The sequence below is a fragment of the Bittarella massiliensis (ex Durand et al. 2017) genome (genome assembly GCF_009876955.1).
Taxonomy (GTDB): Bacteria; Bacillota; Clostridia; order Oscillospirales; family Ruminococcaceae; genus Bittarella; species Bittarella massiliensis.
The window spans coordinates 179,744-200,095 of the sequence record NZ_WWVY01000002.1 but is presented as its reverse complement, the minus strand read 5'-3'; the positions used below and the strand labels follow the sequence as shown (position 1 = coordinate 200,095).

Below are 20,352 nucleotides of genomic sequence, written 5' to 3'. Positions count from 1 at the left end.
CGAGGGAAGCCTCGGCTGCCCCAACAAAAAAAGAGGAGCACTGCTCCTCTTTTTTTACTTCTGGGCCGTGACGGTGAAGACGGCGCTGTCGCCGGTGCGGTCAAAGCGGTAGACGCGCTGGTTGTACCGGTACTGGGTGTGGATCTCCTCCTCGCCGGCCACGACTTTGGCAAAGGCCAACTCCTCAATGAGGGTGCTGAGCTCCTCTTCCCGCAGGTTGTTGTCCATCACCACCATCAGGACGCCGGCACAGCCGGAAAAGTTTTTCATGTGCTCCTCGCTGTCGAGTTTGCCGGTCAGGGAGACGGCCGAGATCACCCCCCCCTCCTTTTCGGCGGTGTAGGCGAGGGTCATCTCCTCCCCCGTATAGGTGGCGTCACCGGCGGCCTTGAAGTTGGGGAATTTGCCGGCGGCTTTGGCGTTGAAGGTGTCGGTGACCTGCTTGGCGGTGAGGATAAAGGCCCCGTCTTTCACGTCGTTTTTATAGCCGGTGTCGCAGCGCACCAGAACCAACAGGGCGCAGGCGATGGTCAGGATCCCCACCAGGATCAGGGTGGCGTGTCTCTGCTTTTTGTCCATTCTCTCTGTCAAACCGTCCTTTATCGCATTTCGCTCAATACTGTTTTTCAGTATAGCGCATTTTGCCCGTTTGCGCAATCGGGCGGGCAGCGCTTTTCTTTTTGCTGGCAGGTATGCTATACTGCTGTTACAAAATTCTTCTTTTCCCGACAAAAGGAGGCCGTTATGGGTCCTGACCGAGCCCGCGCAAAGGGCCGCTTGCTCCACCTGGGGCAGACGGTTTTGATTTTGCTTGTCTGCACCGCCGTGGCCGCCCTCTTCGACCGCGTCGGCATCCGCCAGGAGAACATCACTATGGTCTATCTCACCGGGGTGTTGGTGATCGTGGTGGAGACGGGCGTCTTTTTCTGGGGGATCGTGGCCTCGCTGGTCTGCGTCTTCGCCTTCAACTTCCTCTTCACCCAGCCGCGGCTGACCTTTCGCATCGCCGACCCCAGCTACATCGTCACCCTCATCCTCTTTTTGCTGGTCTCCCTCATTGCCGCCAGCCTCACCTCCCAGCTGCAAAGGCACGCCCAGCTGGCCCGCAAAAAGGAGGACCAGACCCAGCGACTCTACGAGATCAGCCGCAGCTTCCTCAACCTCTCGGGGCTAAAAGAGGTGGTCTGCCACGGCATCGCCAGCATCTACGCGGGGGTGCAGAGGCGGTGCGTGGTCTATCTCATCGAAGAGGGCGAGGGCCTCTCCCAGCCCTACTACCTGCCCGGCCACTACCTGGACGGGGTGGAGGTGGGGGACGACACCCTGGCCAGGTGGTGTCTAAAGGAGGGGGCGCCCTGCGGCTGCGGCACCGAAAATTTCGCCATCTCCCAGTGGCGCTATGCCCCCTTTAAAAGCGGCAGCCGCCTCCTGGGGGTGGTGGAGGTGTACTGCGGCAACACCCCCTTGGGAGAGGGGGAGACCCTGTTCATCGACACGGTGATCAGCCAGTTGGCCCTGGCGGTGGAGCGGGAGCAGCTCTACGCCCTGCAGCAGCGCAACCAGGTGGAGATCGAAAAGGAGAAGCTGCGCAACAACCTGTTGCGGGCGGTCTCCCACGACCTGCGCACCCCCCTCACCGGCATCGGCGGCTCGGCCGAGTTTTTGCGCCACAGCTACGACCGGCTGGATAGGGAGACGGCGATGAAGCTGTTGGGCGACATCTCCGGCGATGTGGCCTGGTTGGAGAGCATGGTGGAAAACCTGCTCAACATGACCCGCATTCAGGACGGCAAGCTGGCGCTGCAGGTGAAAAACGAGGTGGTGGACGACGTGGTGGCCGAGGCCACCGCCCGCCTGGCGAGGCTGCCCCACACCCGCCCGGTGACAGTCTCCCTGCCCGATGAACTGCTGCTGGCGCCCATGGACGGCAAGCTGATGGTGCAGGTGCTGGTCAACCTGCTGGGCAACGCCGTGGCCCACACCCCCGACAGCGCCGCCATCCGTCTGGCGGTGCGCGGGGAGGGGGAGCGGGTGGTCTTCGAGGTGATCGATGACGGCGGGGGCGTTGCCCCGGAGCTGCTGCCCCACCTCTTTGACAGTTTCGTCACCTCGCCGGGGGACAGCCGGCGGGGGATCGGCCTGGGACTCTCCATCTGCCAGTCCATCGTGCAGGCCCACGGCGGGGGGATCGAGGCGGAGAACAATGACATCGGCGGCGCTACCTTCCGCTTTTGGCTGCCGCTGGAAAAGAGCAAGGAGGGCAAAACATGCTTGCAGAGCGCCGTATTTTGATTGTCGAGGACGACAAGAGCATCTCGAACTTCCTCTCCATCTCCCTGCGCGCCAGCGGCTACGACATCCAGGTGGTCACCACCGGGATCGAGGGGATCGGACAGGTGATGAACGACCCGCCCGACCTGGTGCTCCTGGACTTGGGGCTGCCCGACCTGGACGGGTTGGAGGTGCTGCGCCAGATGCGCTCCTTTTCGCAGGTGCCGGTGATCGTGGTTTCCGCCCGCACCCAGGAGAGGGAGAAGGTGCAGGCCCTGGACGGCGGGGCCAACGACTATGTGACCAAGCCCTTCTCCATCGGCGAGCTGCTGGCGCGGGTGCGGGTGGCGCTGCGCATCCCGCCCGCCGCCCTGCCCCAGGAAGAGGTCTTTTCCACCGGCGACCTGACGGTGGACTTTGGCCGGCGGCAGGTGCGGGTAAACGGGGAAGAGGTGCACCTGACCCCCATCGAGTACAAGCTGTTGCTGCTGCTCATCGAGCACCGGGGGAAGGTGCTGACCCACAGCTTTATCCTCAAGGAGATCTGGGGGTATTCCGGCACCGAGGACTCCCAGTCCCTGCGGGTGTTCATGGCCAACATCCGCCGCAAGATCGAGACGGACACCGCCCACCCCCACTACATCCTCACCGAGGTGGGGGTGGGGTATCGGTTTGTGGACGAATAAAACTTCGTGGGTCCCCATCCCACGAAGTTTCGACATCAGTCCTTCGCCCACTTAAGTGGGCGATTTTGCTTCGCAAAACCGGACAGATGTCAGTAGAGGGAAGCTTTCGGGGGGCATTGGGCCCCATCCCACGAAGTTTCAGTGTCCGCATTCCGTCCACACAATGCGGCGGGCGGGGCAAAACTGGACGGATATGAGGGGACGCCGGATGGGGAAAAACCTGGGCGGCTGCCCCATTGAATATTGATGTCCTTCGCCCCCTCAAAACGGGGTGAGCAGACCATGAAAAAGGGGCGGCCGCCGGGAGGCAGGAGACAAGTCGCGGAGTGGTTTCCATGGGGAAAGGAAACGCCGCTTTCCTTCCACCTCTTTTTCTGTGTTGGGCCGCCCCCTTGGCGCGGGCCGGTCGCACAGGTGGGAACACCGCTTTGCCCCGCCGCGCAGGGGCGGAAAAGCGCCGCCCACACCAGGGGAAAGGAAACGGATTTCTGCTTGCAACCCGGGGGCGGATATGATACAATTGTCTCGTTATGAAACAGGGCAAACGCGCACTCTGGTATGCGGATATGCGGGTCCTGTGCGACAGGGCGCCGTGAACCATGTCAGGCGGGGAACCGAGCAGCATTAAGCGGGTCGTCTTGTGTGCCGCAGATCAACCTGTGTGTCCGCATACCACAGTGTACGGGCCCTGTTTTTGCGCTATTTTCAAAAAAGGAGGTGGCCGCCATCTACCGCGCTCTCTACCGCAAATACCGCCCCTTGACCTTTGACGACGTGATCGGGCAGGAGCCCATCGTCACCACCCTCAAAAACCAGGTGGAGACGGGGAAACTCTCCCACGCCTACCTCTTTACCGGTTCCCGGGGCACCGGCAAGACCACCTGCTCCAAAATTCTGGCAAAGGCCATCAACTGCCCCAACGTCAAGGACGGCCAGCCCTGCGGGGTCTGCGACATCTGCACCGGCATCGACGAGGACTCCATCACCGACGTGGTGGAGCTGGACGCCGCCAGCAACAACGGGGTAGACAACATCCGCGCCCTGCGGGAGGAGGCGAACTTCGTCCCCACCCGCTGCAAAAAGCGGGTCTACATCATCGACGAGGTGCACATGCTCTCCCCCAGCGCCTTCAACGCCCTGCTCAAGATCATGGAGGAGCCGCCCGAGCACGTGGTCTTTATCCTGGCCACCACCGAGCTGCACAAGCTGCCGGTGACCATCCTCAGCCGCTGCCAGCGCTTCGACTTTGCCCGCATCACCGCCGAGCAGATCGCCGGACGGCTGGCGGTCATCGCCGAGAGGGAAAGGGTGCAGCTGGACGACGACGCCCGCTTCCTGCTGGCCAAACTGGCCGACGGCGGGATGCGCGACGCCCTCTCCCTGCTGGACAAGTGCGCCTCCACCGGCGAGCGGGTGAGCTTGCAGATGGTCAAGGACCTCTGCGGCGTGGCCGACAAGAGCTATCTCTTTGACCTGTTCGACTGCCTGCTCGACCGCGACCTGGGCCGGGCGATCGCCCTGCTCGACGACCTCTTCGCCCACTCGGTGGACATGGGCCGCCTGGCACAGGAACTGCTCAGCCACGGCCGGGACCTGATGCTCTGCAAGGTGATGGAGGACTTTGACACCCTGGTCCTCTGTCCCCCCGACGACCGCCAGCGCTATGTCGAGCAGGCTGCCCGCATCCCCCAGGGGGAGATGATGGGCTGGATGGCCCGGCTGATGAAGGGGGCCGACGCGGTGGGGCGGGCCGCCTCCCCCCGCATCGCCATGGAGATGCTGCTGGTGGAGATCACCGCCGCCGCAAATCAGCCGACAGCCCCGCAGGTCACCGCGGTCCGGGTGTCCGCAGCCAAGCCGGCCGCCGTGCCCCAGGCCAAGCCGGTCGCCCGCCCCGCCCCAGAACCGGCGCGGGAGGAGCGGGAAGAGGAGGTGCCCCTCCCCGACGCCCCGCCCCCGGCGGAGGACGCCGGCTGGCAGGAGCCTGCCGCCCCTGCCCCCGCCGCGCCCCCGATCCCGGAAGCAGTTCCCGAAAAGCCGGTGGCGGCAGCCGCTCCGGCCGCAGGAGCCGCCCCCCAGCCGCTGCCGGAGTGGCCCCAGGTGCTCGACGCCCTGGCCAACCACAACCGGCTGGCCGCCGCGGCCCTGGCAAACTCCCGGGCCTACCTGTCGGGTGACCTGGTGCTCATCGCCTCGGAGAACGCCACTTTTTTGAAGATGATGCGGGAGAACGCCCGCACCAAGGCGGACATCCGGGCGGCGGTGAGCGAGGTGACCGGCAAGACCTGCCGCCTCGGCCCCTACCGGGAGCCGGAGGACGAGGCCGCGCCCACAGAGGGGGGCGGCCAGAAGCTGGATCAGCTCATCGCCCGGGCCCAGGCCCAGGGGATCGACGTGACGATCAAAGAATAGGCGGCTGTTTTGGACAGCCGATGAGATGGAAAAAGGAGTGCAAGCGCCCATGAAAGCCAGACTGCCCCAGGGCTACGGCCCGAAGAATATGAACCAGATGATCAAGCAGGCCCAGGAAATGCAGGAGAGGATCGCCCAGGTGCAGGACGAGATCGAGGAGAGCGAGTTCAAGGTGTCGGCCGGCGGCGGGATGATCGAAGTCACCATCAACGGCAAGAAGGAGCTCACCGCCCTGGAAATCAAGCCCGAGGTGGTGGACCCCGACGACATCGAGATGCTGCAGGACCTGATCATGGCGGCTGTCAACGAGGCGGTGCGCAAGGTGGAGGACGAGGCGTCCTCCCGGATGGCGGAGGTCACCGGCGGGGCCGCCGGCCTGCCCGGGATGCCCTTCTAGGCCGTGTCCTACAACATCAACGCCCTCAGCGAACTGTCCGAGCAGTTTGAAAAGCTGCCGGGCATCGGCCGCAAGACGGCGCAGCGGCTGGCGTTTTACGTGCTGGGAATGAGCGCCGAGGATGCCCAGAGATTTGCCGAGACCATCGTTCGGGCCCACCGCGAGATCAAGCGCTGCAAGGTCTGCCAGAACCTGTCGGACACCGAGGTCTGCTCGGTCTGCGCCGACGAGGGGCGGGACCGGAGCACCATCTGCGTGGTGGAGGACCCGCGGGACGTCTTTGCCTTTGAGCGCACCAAAGAGTACTTCGGCACCTACCACATTTTGGGGGGGCTCATCTCCCCCATCGACGGGATCGGGCCGGACAAACTCTACATCAAAGAGCTGCTGGCCCGCCTGAACAACAGCGAGGTCAAAGAGATCATCATGGCCACCTCCCCCACCGTGGAGGGGGAGGCCACCGCCATGTATGTCTCCCGGCTCATCAAGCCCCTGGGGATCAAGGTGACCCGGCTGGCCTACGGCATCCCGGTGGGCGGGGTGCTGGAATACGCCGACGAGGTGACCCTCTACCGGGCGCTGGAGGGGCGCAGCGAACTCTGACATAAAAACAGCTCTGCCCCCTGTTGCGGGGCGCATGAAACGGAGCAAAACGGCATACCCTCTCCCAGAGGGGGCCGAAGAAGGAGGGGAGACCCGTGGGAAACAAAGAGGCCATCAAGACCATTGCCCAGAACAAGAAAGCCCGCCACGACTACTTTATTTTAGAGAGCATCGAAGCGGGGATCTCCCTGGCCGGGACCGAGGTCAAGTCCCTGCGGGCGGGGGCGGTCAACCTAAAGGACAGCTGGTGCGACATCTACAAGGGCGAAGTCTACGTGCTGGGGATGCACATCAGCCCTTATGAAAAGGGAAACATCTTCAACCGGGACCCGGTGCGAGAGCGCAAACTCCTCCTCCACCGGCGGGAAATCAACCGCCTGCTGGGCCAAATCAAGCAGGAGGGGTTGACTTTGATCCCCATTTCGGTATACTTTAAGGGGTCGAAGGTCAAGGTGCAGCTGGGCCTGTGCAAGGGCAAAAAGCTGCACGACAAGCGGGCGTCCGCCGCCGAGCGGGACGCCAAGCGCCAGATCGACCGGGCGCTCAAAGAGCGCACCCGCTGATAAAAACCGGCACACCCAGGCGCCCGCAGGGGCGCATTTATGAGGGGGCGCAATGGTTTCGACGGGGATCGTGAAGCACGGGAAGCGAGTGGCGGTGCGGGACCGCCTCAACAATCCGCACCTTAAAAGTAAACGTCGATAACAACGATTACGCTTTAGCGGCCTAGTGCCGCTCATCCGGCGCGGGGGGGCCACGGACCGCGTTCGGGTGTCATTTTAGTGGCGAACATGTATACGCGAGGGCCTCGTAGCGTATCAGGTATATGAGGATACTTGGCCCGCGAGCCTGACCACCGGCGCGCGGGGCGGGGAATGCAAAAGATGGTCTGCACTCGGAGATGCCCGTGGGGAGCGGTTTTCGGACACGAGTTCGATTCTCGTCGCCTCCACCAAATAAAAGCGCATGACAAAGCCATTTGTCGTGCGCTTTTCTCTTTGCATAACCCACTTTTGACCCCGCTTTATTAACAGAGCAGGCAATCACTGCGGATGGGTGCCACAAATCCAGCTCCTTCCTGCCGTTTCCAATAAACAGATAAAAAGAATCTGGTTTTCTCTGGACAACCAGGCGGGGAACATGTATAATATTGGTAAATAACTAAAAAGGGGTTGACATCCATTTTTAGAGATTGCTACACTTTAGACAGACAGACAGACAGACAGACAGAAAAGCTGTTTTCAATAGAAGAGTGAGAAGGCGCAGGACCAAATGGGGTCCTGTACCTTTTTTTATTAAAAAAACACCATCTTTTGATGAGAAAAACAGGGGATAGGGGGATTTAAAAATACAATGAGGATGAGAAAAAGACGGATATTGGCAGGTCTGCTGGCGGTTGTGCTGGGGGCGTCGGCCATTGGGCTCACAAGTTATGGCTTGGCCAGCGAAGAGGGGACAGAACAGGGAAAGGATGGCGCGCCGGGCGTGCAGGCGGAAGACATCCTTCCCCGGGAGGAGAAAGGGCCGGAAGAGGGCCAGCCGCAGGACAGCGCCGTGCCGCAGGAAAGGACAGGCCCCCCTCGCGCGGCGAGTTTTGACGAGCTAAAAGCGGCTATTTTGAACGCGCCGTCGGGCCGGACGACCATCGCCATTGCCGGCGACTTTACAATCACCGAGGCGATCGCCGTCCAGGCTGGGCAGGATATCGTCCTCGTCGACGACGGGACAAAGAGGACGGTCTCGGTGGACGATGCTCTCAACCACGGTGTCTTTCTGATCGAACAGGGTGGGCATCTGAGCATAACCACAAGCCGGAAAGACGATGCCCTGCTGTGCTTTGACGGAAAGGGCGCGGTCAGGGGCGGTCGCGACGGCGAGGCGGCCTTTGTCCATTGCGGCGGCGAGTTCACCCTTTTGTCGGGGACAATCCGCAACATGGGGAGCAAAACATTTTTGGGGGGCATCATCGTCGTCGACGGGAAGGGCGCGCGGATGCAGATGGACGGGGGCGTGCTGGAAGAAAACCTGTTCACCTTTCAGTCCGGCGGCGTGGTGAAGGTGTCCCACGGCGGGTCGTTCACAATGAACGGCGGGGCGATTTCCCGAAATGAAACCAAGCCCGGCGGGCAGCTCAACAGCGCCGCCGTCTATGTGACTGCCGAGGGCAACTCCACCTTTGTGATGAACGGCGGCTCCATTTCGGACAACCACGGGGACTATGGCGGCGTCATGGTGGGGGAACCCGCCTACCCCGTCATCCAGCCCGGGGTCATCGCCACCATGACGATGAACGGCGGCTCGATCTCCGGCAATGTGGCGGACCGCTACGGCGGGGGGATCATGGTCTGCGGCCAGGCGACGGTGACCATCAACGGGGGGACGATCTCCAAAAATCAGGCCCTGACCGGCGGGGGGATCGCCGCTTACGACCTCTACCACTCCATGGGGATGGGGCAGGATCACAACAACTGGAAGAGATTTTTCCCGGCGGAACTGATTGTGAACGGCGGGACGATCAGCGAGAACCAGGCGATCTACCGCAAGGACATACAGGATGGCGGCTGCGGCGGGGGAGTCTATATCGCCACCGACTGCGCTGTCATCAAATCGGGCAAGATCCTCGGCAACACCGCCCAGCGGCAGGGCGGCGGGGTCTATGTCGGCTCCACCCCCTATGTGCTGCGCATCTACGACGCGGTGGTCCGCGGCAACACGGCCTCTATTTTGGGGGGCGGGCTGTGGTTTTGCCCCACGGGGGATGCGACCAACGCCGTGACTAACGGGGGCGCCATCTTTGAGAACACAGCAGAAGGGGCGGGGGACGACTTTGTCGCCGTTCCCCAGACAGACAAAAAGCACACCGTCACCCTGGCCGACCGTGTGTTGGGCGGCGGACAGGTGAAATGGTACCGGGACGGCGGCGTCCTCTCCACGACGCCGGAGGCCGGAAACGTGTTGGGGACCCCCGACGGCACCGCCCGCTACGATGAGGCAGACCCGGGCGAGCCGATGGAGAACATCAAGTTAAACAGTGAGGGGATCGCCCTGAAGGCCATCCTGTCCGACTCGGCCAAAGAGCTGGCCGGCGCGTCGGCAAAGGTGGAGATACGGGGCAACAAGGCGCCGCGGGGCGGGGGGATCGGCTCCAACGGCGGGGTCGTCATCGGCACCCCGGGGGACGAGTGGACCCTCAACGTCGCCAAGGTGTGGGACGGCATCCCGGAGGGGGAGTACAGGGACAAAAAGCTGCAGGTCTGTCTGACCATCGGCAGTTACCAGCTGGACGAGGTCGTGCTCTGCGCGGAGAACGGGTGGACGGCCTCCTTTGCCCAACTGCCCGACCCGGCGAGCTTGGGTGGCCTCACCGTCGGCGTCGTCGAAAAGGGGGACGCCTACCAGGTCGGTTACAGCGAACTCAAATGGGACAGGGAGAACCGGCAGCTGTCCATCGTCATAACAAACGCGCCGAAACCGGAGGAGCCGGAGCCGCCCGAAGAGCCGGAGCCGCCGGAGGAACCGGACCTGCCCAAAGAGCCGCTGCCGCCGGAAGACTCTGTCCCCCCAGGGAAAGGGACGGACACTCCGCGGACCAGCGACGACACCAGGATAGAGGATTGGAGCTCTGCCCTCGCGGTATCCGCTATGGCCCTGATTGCCCTGGCGGAGAGAAGGAAGGGGAGAGAGACCCGATAGCCCGGAGGGGAGGGGGTGCTGGTTGCAGCGCCCCCTTTCCCTTTTCTTACCCCGAAAGATTAGGCAGCACAAAGTGCGGCGGAAACAGTGGTGTTTTTCGGAGGTGTGAATAGGGAAAGGAGGACGGGGGCAGGGCGGATACCCGAAAACTGGCGGCGACACCCGGATAGAAGACGGGGGTTCCGCCCCTGCGGTGTCCGCTATGGCCCTGATTGTCCTGGCGGAGGGAAAGAAGGGGAGAGAGACCCGATAGCCCGGAGGGGAGGGGATGCTGGTTGCAGCATCCCCCTCCTCTTTTTATTAAGAAAGGAGAAAAGGAGGGGCTGGGGAGAGGCAGTGACAGAGGGAAAAGGGGGCTGCGGTGGGAAACTGGACAGGGAGAGGGGAGATTTTCCCCATCCCTGCGGCGAGGGGGAGAGAAAGGGGAGCACCTCTAAAAAGGGCGACGGAAGAGACGCCTTAAAATTTTTTCGCCTTTTCAAAAAAATGGGGTTGCAATTCAAACTGAAACTGATATAATAACAGTTAGAAACTGATACAAAACAAATTACAGTTTGAGGTGAGTCGAGATGAAGAAAAAGGGAAGGGCACTGGCGGCCGCCCTGTTGGGCTCGCTACTCGCCCTCACCGGTTGTGGTGCGGTGGGCGGCGGGACAGCTTCCTCCACGGCTGTGGGGGAGTACCACAAGATCTCTCCCCGAGAGGCCAAGGAGCGAATGGAGGCCGGCGGGGCGACGGTGGTGGATGTGCGCACTGCCGAGGAGTACGGGGAGAGCCACATCCCCGGCGCGGTGCTGGTGCCGCTGGACACCATCGGCAGCCAGCGGCCCACCGCCCTGCCGGACACCGGTGCGGAGCTGCTCATCTACTGCCGCAGCGGGGTGCGCAGCAAGGCTGCCGCCGAGCAGTTGGCGGCCTTGGGGTACCAGCAGGTGTACGATTTCGGCGGCATCATCGACTGGCCCTACGAGACCGTCAGAGGGGAGGAATAGGGGTTGACCAGTGAATTCAATGTGGCGGTGCACGCCCTGGTTTATTTGAGCCACCGGGGCGGCACCCTGTCCAGCGAGGAGCTGGCCCAGAACATCTGCACCAACGCTGCCCGGGTGCGAAAGGTGCTCTCCAAGCTCAAAAAGGCGGGCCTGGTGGAGACAAAGGAGGGGGCCGACGGCGGCTACCTCTTTGACCGGGACGCGGGCGAGGTGACCCTCCGCCAAATCGGCGAGGCGCTGGACTGCTGCTTTGTCTCGGCCAACTGGCGCAGCGGGGACACCGACCTGCCCTGTCTGGTGGCCTCCGGCATGGGCAGGATCATGGACGACATCTACGGCGAACTGGACGAGTGCTGCAAGGCGCGGCTGGAGAAGATCACCATCCGCTCCATCGGCCAGAAGATATTCGGCAAGCAGCCCTGACACAGGGCTTTCCCGGCCGCAGGCCTTTCCCCCGCGGCCCGGGTCGATACACGCGGGCGGGCGCCCAGTGTGCCCGCCCTGTCAAAAGGGAAAAGAGGTCTTTTCAGTGAAAACGTACGACGCCATTGTGATTGGATTCGGCAAGGGGGGCAAAACCCTGGCCGGGGCGCTGGGAGCGGCGGGCAAACAGGTTGCCCTGATCGAGCGCTCGCCCGCGATGTACGGGGGCACCTGCATCAATGTGGGGTGCATCCCCTCCAAGTCGCTGGTCCACAGCGCTGCCCTCTCCAAGGTGCAGGGGGGCAGCTTTGCGGAGAAGGCGGCCCGGTACCGGGAGGCCATCGCAGAGAAGCGGCGGCTCACCGGTGCTCTGCGCCAGAAAAACTACGACAAGTTGGCGGGCAACCCCAATGTCCAGGTCATCGACGGGGCGGCCAGCTTCCTCGGCCCCCACGCGGTGCAGGTGACCGACGGGGCGGGGCAGGTCCAGCTGCTAGAGGGGGAGAACATCTTCCTCAACACCGGCTCCCACCCCTTTGTCCCCCCGATCCCCGGCTTACAGGGGAACCCCAGGGTCTATTTGAGCGAGGGACTGCTGGATTTGGAGGAGCTGCCCCGCCGGCTGGCCATCATCGGCGGCGGGTACATCGGGATGGAGTTTGCCTCCCTCTACACCTCCTTCGGCAGCCAGGTGACGGTGATCCAAGACGGCGCCCGCTTCCTCCCCCGGGAGGACGGGGAGATCGCCCAGGCCGTCCTGCAGCGGCTGCAGAGCTTGGGGGCGGAGGTGCTCCTCTCCACCCAGGTGAAGGAGGTGCGGGAGGAGGGGGGCCAGGCGATCCTCGCCCTCGAGACCCCCGACGGCCCCCGCGAATTGCAGGCCGACGCGGTGCTGGTGGCCACCGGCCGCCGCCCCAATGTGGAGGGGCTCGCCCTCGACGCGGCGGGGGTGGAGCTGACCGAGCGGGGCGCCGTCAAGGTGGACGAGCGGCTGCACACCACCGCCCCCCACATCTGGGCCATGGGCGACGTGGTGGGGGGACTGCAGTTCACCTACATCTCCCTGGACGACAGCCGGATCGTCCGCTCCCAGTTGCTGGGGGACGGCAGCCGCACCACCCAAAACCGCGGCGCCGTGCCGTACAGCGTCTTTCTCGACCCCGCCTTCTCTCGGGTGGGGCTCAGCGAGGAGGAGGCCCGGGCCAAGGGCTACCGGGTGAAGGTTGCCCGGTTGGCGGCCGCCGCCATCCCCAAGGCGCAGGTGCTGCAAAACCCGGTGGGGCTGCTCAAGGCGGTGGTGGACGGGGAGACCGGCCGGATTTTGGGGGCGCACCTCTTCTGCGAGGAGTCCTACGAGATGATCAACCTGATCAAACTGGCCATGGACGCGGGCCTGCCCTACACCGCCCTGCGCGACGGCATCTACACCCACCCCACCATGAGCGAGGCGCTCAACGACCTGTTTGCCGCCCTCGCCTGAGCGCGAACAGCGCCGATTCTTTTCAGTGAAGGAGGTCCTCTATGGGCTTGTCCATCGAGACCGGTGTGCCGGTTTTCACCGTATTTTTGCAGGGGCTGTTGAGCTTTTTCTCCCCCTGCGTCCTCCCCCTGGTGCCCCTCTACGTGGGGTACCTGGCGGGGGGGACCAAGTCGCTCGGCCCCGACGGGCAGATCCGCTACAAGCGCAGCACAGTGCTGCTGAACACCCTCTTTTTTGTGCTGGGGGTCAGCTTCGCCTTCTTCCTGCTGGGCTTTGGCTTCACGGCCCTGGGCAAGTTTTTCAGCGGCAACCGGGCGCTCTTCGCCCGCATCGGCGGGCTGATCGTCATCCTCTTCGGCCTCTACCAACTGGGCTTTTTCGGCGGCAAGGGGCTGAGCCGGGAGCACCGCCTCCCCTTTCGGATGGACCGCTTCGCCATGAGCCCCTTGGTGGCCCTGGTGCTGGGTTTCACCTTCAGCTTTGCCTGGACCCCCTGCGTGGGCCCGGCCCTGGCCTCGGTGCTGCTGATGGCCTCCTCGGCCGGCTCCTCCCTGGTGGGCTTTGGGCTGGTGGGGGTCTACACCCTGGGCTTTGTCCTCCCCTTTCTGGGGGTGGGGCTCTTTACCAGCAGCCTGCTGAACTTCTTCAAGCACCACCAGAAGGGGCTTCGCTACACCGTCAAGGTGGGGGGCGCGCTGATGATCTTGATGGGGGTGATGATGTTCACCGGCTGGATGAACGGCATCACCGGCTATCTCTCGGGCATCGGCACCGGCGGCACCGAGCAAAACGGGGCCTCCCAGAGCGCCTCCTCCTCGACCGCGGACGCGGGGGAGGGGGGCACCTCTTCCGGCGGCAGCCAGTCCCAGGGGGGCGGCTCGCAGACCAGCGCCTTCCCCGCTCCCGACTTCACCCTGGTGGACCAAAACGGCAAGACCCACACCCTGTCGGAATACAGGGGCAAGGTGGTCTTTCTCAACTTCTGGGCCACCTGGTGCGGCCCCTGCCAGCGGGAGATGCCCGACGTGCAGGCCCTCTATGAAAAGTACGGCGAGAACAGCAGCGACGTGGTGGTGCTGGGGGTCGCCAACCCCAAGAGCGCCAAGTACCCTCGTAACCAGGACGTCAGCCGGGAGGAGGTCGTCTCCTTCCTGCAGAAAAACGGATACGACTACCCGGTGGTGATGGACGAGACCGGCGAGGTCTTTAACGGATACGGCGTCACCGCCTTCCCCACCACCTATATGATCGACCGGGACGGCAACCTCTTCGGCTATGTGCCGGGGATGCTCACCCGCTCGGTGATGGAACAAATCGTACAGCAGACCCTCGACGGCAACAGCCGGTCTTGAGGGATGAGAAAGGATGCGTTTGCAAATGGAACCACTGGTGTTGACAGAAGCCAATTTTGAAGCGGAGGTCGAGCGCTACGACGGCCTGGCGGTCATCGACTTTTGGGCCCCCTGGTGCGGCCCCTGCCGGATGTTTTCCCCCATCATCGACGAGATCGCGGCCGACCCGCCCGCCGGGATAAAGGTCTGCAAGGTCAATGTGGATGAGCAGCCCGGCCTGGCGGTGCGCTACCAGGTGATGAGCATCCCCACCCTGCTGCTGGTCAAAGGCGGCCGGGCGGTGGCCACCAGCGTCGGCTTTCAGGATAAAAAGGCGGTCCTCGCCCTCATCGAAAAACACCGCTGAACAGCGCAAAGAGGTGCCCCGCGCCCCCACAGGGGGGAGCGGGGCGCCTCTTTTGTGGTGGAGAAGTCATAAAATATTCAGAAAAAAGGGCGCTGGATGACGGGGGGACCGTGTATACTGATAAGCAGAGAAGAGAGAGGGGGAAGAGGGGATGGAGCACAGAGAGGCCGGGCGGCTGGTCCGCAAAGCACTGCCCAACCTGCTCATCGTGTTGGCGGGGGTGTTGCTCTACGCCTTTTTCTCCCACTTTGGGGAGATCTCGCGGGCCGCGGGGGCGGCGCTGGGGCTGCTGGCCCCCTTTTTGGCGGCCTTTGGCATCGCCTATTTGCTGGCCAAGCCCCTCGGGTGGCTTGAGCGGCGCTGGCTCTGTTTCGTCAAGAGCCCCCGCGCCCGCCGCATTGCGGCGGTGGGGATCGTCTACCTGCTCTTTCTGGGGCTGATCGCCGCCCTGGTCGCCCTGCTCATCCCACAGCTCGTCGCCAGCATCCGCAGTCTCATCGCCCAGAGCGGCAGCCTCATCGACCAGGGGAGCGCCTTTTTGCAGCGGGTGCTGGCCGAATACGGCATCGGCCCGGACCGGATCGCCGGTATCCTCCAGTCCTGGGAGGGGATCTGGGACAAGGCCATCGACTTTTTGCAGGCCGCCCTGCCCAGGCTGCTGGGCTGGTCGATGTCGGTGGGGGGCTTTTTGGTCAAGGCCCTGCTGGCGCTGGTGGCCTCGGTCTACCTGCTCTACAACAAAGAGCGGTTTTGCTCCCAGTGCAAGCGGGTCCTCTACGCCCTCTTTTCGCGGCGGCGGGTGGACGGCGCGCTGCGGGTGGGGGCGCTGGCCCACCGCACCTTCGGCGGCTTTCTCACCGGGCAGATTGCCGACTCGCTGCTGGTGGGGGTGCTCTGCTTCATCGGCACCTCCCTGCTCAAAATCCCCTACGCGCCGCTGGTGAGCGTGGTGGTGGGCTGCACCAATGTCATCCCGGTGTTCGGCCCCTTTTTGGGCGGGGTGCCCTCGGGGATCATCATCCTCATCGCCGACCCGGTCAAGTGCCTGTGGTTTGTCCTCTTCATCGTCTGCCTGCAGCAGATCGACGGCAACTTCATCTGCCCCCGCATCCTGGGCCAGTCCATCGGCCTCTCCCCCTTCTGGGTGATGCTGTCCATCGTGGTGGGCGGCGGCCTCTTCGGCCCCCTGGGGATGTTTTTGGCCGTGCCCACCTTCTCGGTGCTCTACACCCTCTTTGGCGAGTTTGTCGGCCGGCGGCTGCGGCGCCGGGGCCTCGCCCCCGCGGGGGAGGGGGGCGAGACCCTCCCTCTCGAGGGGAGGACCGAGTGACCGCCCCCGCCGCGCGGACCGCCCCCTTGCAGAGGGAGCGGCCCGCTTTTTTTGCGCCGGTTGACAGGGGGGCGGGCAGCTTGTAAACTAACAGAGAAAGGGGCGCTTGCGGCCGGTGCGGCCGCGCCGAAAGCGCCTTGACAAAAGGGCCGTGCGGGCCCGAGACAGAAGGGGCGTTTTGCAGTGGAGAGAGAGCGGGTCTGGCTGTTGGATTCCACCATGCGCGACGGCGCGCAGGGGAAAAACATCTCCTTTTCGGTGGAGGACAAGGTGGAGATCTTGCGGGCCTTGGACCGGCAGGGGATCCCCTATATCGAGGCGGGGAACCCCTCCTCCGGGCCCAAGGACCTGCTCTTTTTTGAGCGGGCGCGGCAGGTCCCCCTGGAGCACAGCAAGCTGGTGGCCTTTGGCGCCACCTGCCGCAAATTTCTCGCCCCGCAGGAGGACCGGGGGATCGCCGCTCTCTGCGAGGCGGGGACCCCGGCGGTCTGCATCTTCGGCAAGAGCTGGGACCTCCACGTCAAGGACGTGCTCAAGACCACCCTGGAGGAAAACCTGCGGATGATCGGGGAGACCGTCGCCTACCTGAAGGGGCAGGGGAAAGAGGTCCTCTACGACGCCGAGCACTTCTTCGACGGCTACCGCCAAAATCCCCGCTACGCTATGGAGACTGTTCGCGCCGCCCGGGACGCCGGGGCCGACTGGGTCGTCCTCTGCGACACCAACGGGGCCACCCTCCCCAGCGACGTCCGCCGGGCGACCCAGCAGGTCTGCCGGGAACTGGGCTGCCCGGTGGGCATCCACTGCCACAACGACATCGGCTGCGCCGTGGCGGCCAGTCTGGCGGCGGTGGAGGGCGGGGCGCGGATGGTGCAGGGCACCTATGTGGGCTTTGGCGAGCGCTGCGGCAACGCCAACCTCTCGACGGTGCTCCCCACCCTGCAACTGAAGATGGGCCACCCCTGCGTGGAGAAAGAGCAGATGGCCCGCCTGACCAAGACCGCCCGCATCATCTCCGACGTGGCCAACCTCACCCTGCCCGACAGCATGCCCTACGTGGGGGGCGGCGCCTTCTCCCACAAGGCGGGGATGCATGTGGACGCCGTGCACAAGAATAGCCGCACCTTTGAGCACATCTCCCCCGACCTGGTGGGAAACAAGCGCCACATCCTCATCAGCGAGGTGGGGGGGAAGGCGGTGCTCTACCACAGCATCCGCAAGGTCGACCCCACCATGCCCCCCGACGCCCCCGAAATTTCCGAGGTGTTGGAGGACGTGAAGGCCAGGGAGCTGCGGGGCTACCAGTACGAGTCGGCCGAGGCCAGCTTGCAGGTGCTGATCCTCAAGCACCTGGGGATGCACCGCCCCCACTTCAAGTTGGAGCTCTACCGCATCTTCAGCGAACAGGAGGCGGGGGTGTTCAGCACCTCCTCGGCCATCTGCAAGGTGCGGGTGGGGGACCAGTACGAGCTGACCGCCGACGAGGGGCGGGGCCCGGTCAACGCCCTGGACAACGCCGTGCGCAAGGCGGTGACCCGGTTTTACCCCGCCATCGCCCGGGTGCGGCTGACCGACTACAAGGTGCGGGTGGTGGAGCAGAGCGCCAACTCGGCCTCCCGGGTGCGGGTGCTCATCGAGTCCACCGACGGCGAAAACGTCTGGACCACGGTGGGGGTCTCCCACGACATCATCCGCGCCTCCCTGCGCGCCCAGGTGGATTCGCTGGAGTACAAACTCCTCCGGGACGACGGCATCCTGTGACCCCCATCCGCCCCCTAAAACTGGAAAAGATGTACAGAATTTGGGGGATTGTTTGCGCCCTCTGGTGGAATTGCCAAAAACAGAGGGCGCCTCTGTTTTCTTGTTGACTTTAGCGTGCTACTATGCTACTATGATGAAGCAACAAGGCGGAGACGCCGACACGATGAAAACCAATAGGGGGAATCACAGATGAAACAGATGGATCGAGTGAAGCAAATGTTGGGCATTGCCCTGGCGGCGCTGATGGCGCTGGCCACCTTTACCGGCTGCGGCGCAGCGGCGGCCGACGCCTCCTCCAAGGGAGAGGGGCAGGACCTGCTGGCCCAGATCAAAGCCAAAGGCAAGATCGTTGTGGGAATGAACGCGGAATTCGCCCCCTATGAATTCCACGCCATCGTGGACGGCAAGGACACGGTCTCCGGGTTTGACGTCGAGCTGGCAAAGGCCATCGCCAGCGACCTGGGCGTCGAGCTGGAAATCAAGGAGATGGAGTTTGAAGGGCTCATCAGCGCCCTCAACGCCGGGCAGTGCGACGTGCTGATCTCCGGCCTGGCCACCACCGAGAAGCGCCGCCAGCAGGTGGACTTCTCCGACCCCTACTACACCGGCAAAAATCTCCTCTTGATGAACAAGAAAAACACCGCGGGGATGGACAGCGTGGCCGAGTTGGCCGACAACAAGATCGGCATTCAGATGTCCTCCACCCAGCAGGTGTACGCCCAGAACAACTTGGAGCCCCAGGGCACCCAGGTGACCTACATCGGCAGCATGAACACCCTGCTCATGTCCCTCAAGGCCGGGCAGATCGACGGCATCGTCACCGACGACACGGTCTGCCGCACCATGGTCATCTCCAACCCGGACCTGGTCATCAACCAGAGCTGTGAGTTCCCCAGCGAAAATCCCGACGAGGACTCCACCGCCGTGGCCATCCCCAAGGGGGAGAACAGTTTGACGGCCGAAATCAACAAGACCATCGCCCGCCTGAAAGCCGACGGCCAGATGGAGAAGCTGGTGGACGAGGCCTGTGCCCTGGCGGCGCAGAACGCCGGCAGCGAGGAATAGCACCCCACACCGCAGAGCAAAACGGGCGAGCAAAGCCGCCCGTTTTCCTTTGTCGGGATCCCGGCAGGCCCGGCCGGTACCAAGCGGGTCAGCGACCGGCCCCCGCCCCGACGGGAGGGGGCCAGAGAGGAAGATGTCACCGTGAATTTCAGTTTTTGGAGCGGGTACAAGGCCAGCTATTTTTCCAGCCTCTGGATGACTTTGAAGCTCTCCCTTGTCTCGATCCTCTTTGCCACCCTGCTGGGGGTGCTGCTCTATTTTCTCAAGACCTCCCGGCTGGGGTATAAAAAGATTCGCCCCCTGTCCCTCCTCGCATCGGCCTTTATCGAGGTGATGCGCTGCGTGCCCATGCTGCTTTTGATGATCATCGTCTACTCGGGCAGCAAAATCGCCCTGGGCTTCAACTTCACCTCCTTTCAGGCGGCGGTGATCGCCATTGTCATGAACGCCAGCGTCTACATCTGCGAGGTGGTCCGCGCCGGGATCGAGGCGGTGGACCGGGGTCAGATGGAGGCCGCCCGCAGTCTGGGGATGAGCCGCCGCAAGGCCATGTGGCTGGTGGTGATGCCCCAGGCGGTCAAGAACATCCTGCCGGCCATCGGCAACGAGTTCGTGGGGGTCATCAAAAACTCCTCCATGGCCTCGGTCATCGGGGTGGCGGAGCTGCTCTTCACCTCGAAAAACATCTCCGGCGCCACCTTCCTGCCCCTGGAACCCCTGCTGGTGGCCGCCGCCTTCTACTTCGTTTTGACCTTTACCCTGGGGCGGCTGATGCTCTGGGTGGAGAGGAGGTACAAAGTCAGTGATAACCGTTAAAGATCTGTACAAATCCTTCGGCGAAAACGGGGTGCTCAAAGGCATCTCGGAGACGGTGGAAAAGGGCGAGGTGGTGGTGGTCATCGGCCCCTCCGGCTCGGGCAAATCCACCTTCCTGCGCTGCCTCAACCTGCTGGAGCGGCCCACCTCGGGAACCATTGTCTTTGAGGGGCAGGAGATCACCGGCAAGCGCTTTGACGAGGACAAACTGCGGGAGAAGATGGGGATGGTCTTTCAGCAGTTCAACCTCTTCCCCCACAAGACGGTGCTGCAAAACGTGACCATGGCCCCCATCAAGGTCAAGGGCCAGAAGCCGGAAGCCGCCCGGAAGCGGGGGCTGGAACTGCTGGAGATGGTGGGCCTTTCGGACAAGGCCGACAGCTACCCGAACTCCCTCTCGGGCGGGCAGAAACAGCGGGTGGCCATCGCCCGCGCCCTGGCCATGGACCCGGACGTGATGCTCTTTGACGAGCCCACCTCGGCCCTGGACCCCGAGATGGTGGGGGAGGTGCTGGCGGTGATGAAGCAACTGGCCCAGGAGGGGATGACCATGGTGGTGGTCACCCACGAGATGGGCTTTGCCCGAGAGATGGGGGACCGCATCCTCTTCATGGACGACGGGGTCATTGTGGAGCAGGGCAGCCCGGAGGAGCTCTTCGGCAACCCCCAAAACCCCCGCACCGTCGACTTTCTCTCCAAGGTGCTTTGAGTGGGGGAGGGGCAAA

At 63.6% G+C, this 20,352-nt stretch carries 18 protein-coding genes and 2 other RNA genes; 19 read left to right on the top strand and 1 reads right to left on the bottom strand.

The window, feature by feature from the left end; all coding sequences use genetic code 11:
- Window positions 1-54: 54 nt before the first annotated feature.
- Window positions 55-579 (bottom strand): hypothetical protein, encoded by a 525-nt coding sequence (locus GT748_RS02015; RefSeq protein WP_021658406.1) that lies wholly within the window; start codon window positions 577-579, stop codon window positions 55-57.
- 165 nt (window positions 580-744) lie between these two features.
- On the opposite strand from GT748_RS02015, the gene GT748_RS02010 reads away from it, so the two are divergent.
- The 19 genes from GT748_RS02010 to GT748_RS01920 all read left to right on the top strand — a co-directional run bounded on the left by GT748_RS02010 (window position 745) and on the right by GT748_RS01920 (window position 20,336).
- On the top strand, window positions 745-2,292 hold the full coding sequence (locus GT748_RS02010; RefSeq protein ID WP_021658407.1) for a DUF4118 domain-containing protein: 1,548 nt from the start codon (window positions 745-747) through the stop codon (window positions 2,290-2,292).
- The gene (locus tag GT748_RS02005; protein WP_021658408.1) at window positions 2,268-2,957 is read left to right on the top strand and encodes a response regulator; all 690 of its coding nucleotides are present in this window, start codon (window positions 2,268-2,270) and stop codon (window positions 2,955-2,957) included. Before GT748_RS02010 ends, GT748_RS02005 begins: the two co-directional genes overlap by 25 nt.
- 566 nt (window positions 2,958-3,523) lie before the next feature.
- Window positions 3,524-3,623: signal recognition particle sRNA small type (gene ffs / locus GT748_RS02000), an RNA gene on the top strand.
- Between the two features lie 51 nt (window positions 3,624-3,674).
- Entirely contained in the window at window positions 3,675-5,369 is a 1,695-nt protein-coding gene (gene dnaX / locus GT748_RS01995) for a DNA polymerase III subunit gamma/tau (RefSeq protein WP_161213283.1), read from the top strand.
- 49 nt (window positions 5,370-5,418) lie between these two features.
- On the top strand, window positions 5,419-5,766 hold the full coding sequence (locus GT748_RS01990) for a YbaB/EbfC family nucleoid-associated protein (protein ID WP_044992516.1): 348 nt from the start codon (window positions 5,419-5,421) through the stop codon (window positions 5,764-5,766).
- Between the two features lie 3 nt (window positions 5,767-5,769).
- Complete coding sequence (recR, locus tag GT748_RS01985) at window positions 5,770-6,369, top strand: recombination mediator RecR (RefSeq protein ID WP_021659422.1); 600 nt, start codon at window positions 5,770-5,772, stop codon at window positions 6,367-6,369.
- A gap of 95 nt (window positions 6,370-6,464) precedes the next feature.
- The gene (gene smpB / locus GT748_RS01980) at window positions 6,465-6,932 is read left to right on the top strand and encodes an SsrA-binding protein SmpB (RefSeq protein WP_021659421.1); all 468 of its coding nucleotides are present in this window, start codon (window positions 6,465-6,467) and stop codon (window positions 6,930-6,932) included.
- A 43-nt stretch (window positions 6,933-6,975) separates the two neighbouring features.
- Window positions 6,976-7,324, top strand: a transfer-messenger RNA (tmRNA) gene (ssrA, locus tag GT748_RS01975).
- Between the two features lie 398 nt (window positions 7,325-7,722).
- Complete coding sequence (locus tag GT748_RS01970) at window positions 7,723-10,062, top strand: hypothetical protein (protein ID WP_021659418.1); 2,340 nt, start codon at window positions 7,723-7,725, stop codon at window positions 10,060-10,062.
- Between the two features lie 569 nt (window positions 10,063-10,631).
- Entirely contained in the window at window positions 10,632-11,054 is a 423-nt protein-coding gene (locus tag GT748_RS01965; protein WP_021659416.1) for a rhodanese-like domain-containing protein, read from the top strand.
- A 3-nt stretch (window positions 11,055-11,057) separates the two neighbouring features.
- Window positions 11,058-11,477 carry an RrF2 family transcriptional regulator gene (locus tag GT748_RS01960; RefSeq protein WP_021659415.1) on the top strand — a complete coding sequence of 140 codons (420 nt, stop codon included), beginning with the start codon at window positions 11,058-11,060 and terminating at the stop codon, window positions 11,475-11,477.
- 106 nt (window positions 11,478-11,583) lie between these two features.
- The gene (locus tag GT748_RS01955; protein WP_021659414.1) at window positions 11,584-12,957 is read left to right on the top strand and encodes an FAD-dependent oxidoreductase; all 1,374 of its coding nucleotides are present in this window, start codon (window positions 11,584-11,586) and stop codon (window positions 12,955-12,957) included.
- 41 nt (window positions 12,958-12,998) lie between these two features.
- On the top strand, window positions 12,999-14,309 hold the full coding sequence (locus GT748_RS01950; protein WP_021659413.1) for a redoxin family protein: 1,311 nt from the start codon (window positions 12,999-13,001) through the stop codon (window positions 14,307-14,309).
- Between the two features lie 25 nt (window positions 14,310-14,334).
- A complete protein-coding gene (trxA, locus tag GT748_RS01945; protein WP_044992510.1) occupies window positions 14,335-14,655 on the top strand; it encodes a thioredoxin in 321 nt (106 codons plus the stop codon).
- Window positions 14,656-14,806: 151 nt separating this feature from the next.
- On the top strand, window positions 14,807-15,985 hold the full coding sequence (locus GT748_RS01940) for an AI-2E family transporter (RefSeq protein WP_021659410.1): 1,179 nt from the start codon (window positions 14,807-14,809) through the stop codon (window positions 15,983-15,985).
- Window positions 15,986-16,168: 183 nt separating this feature from the next.
- A complete protein-coding gene (gene cimA / locus GT748_RS01935; protein WP_073260903.1) occupies window positions 16,169-17,746 on the top strand; it encodes a citramalate synthase in 1,578 nt (525 codons plus the stop codon).
- 189 nt (window positions 17,747-17,935) lie between these two features.
- Complete coding sequence (locus tag GT748_RS01930; RefSeq protein ID WP_021659407.1) at window positions 17,936-18,811, top strand: transporter substrate-binding domain-containing protein; 876 nt, start codon at window positions 17,936-17,938, stop codon at window positions 18,809-18,811.
- Between the two features lie 141 nt (window positions 18,812-18,952).
- Window positions 18,953-19,627: an amino acid ABC transporter permease gene (locus tag GT748_RS01925; RefSeq protein ID WP_044992508.1), complete on the top strand. Its 675-nt coding sequence runs from the start codon at window positions 18,953-18,955 to the stop codon at window positions 19,625-19,627.
- Window positions 19,614-20,336 (top strand): amino acid ABC transporter ATP-binding protein, encoded by a 723-nt coding sequence (locus GT748_RS01920; RefSeq protein WP_073260905.1) that lies wholly within the window; start codon window positions 19,614-19,616, stop codon window positions 20,334-20,336. The genes GT748_RS01925 and GT748_RS01920 overlap by 14 nt, the downstream gene beginning before the upstream one ends.
- The last annotated feature ends 16 nt before the right edge of the window (window positions 20,337-20,352 follow it).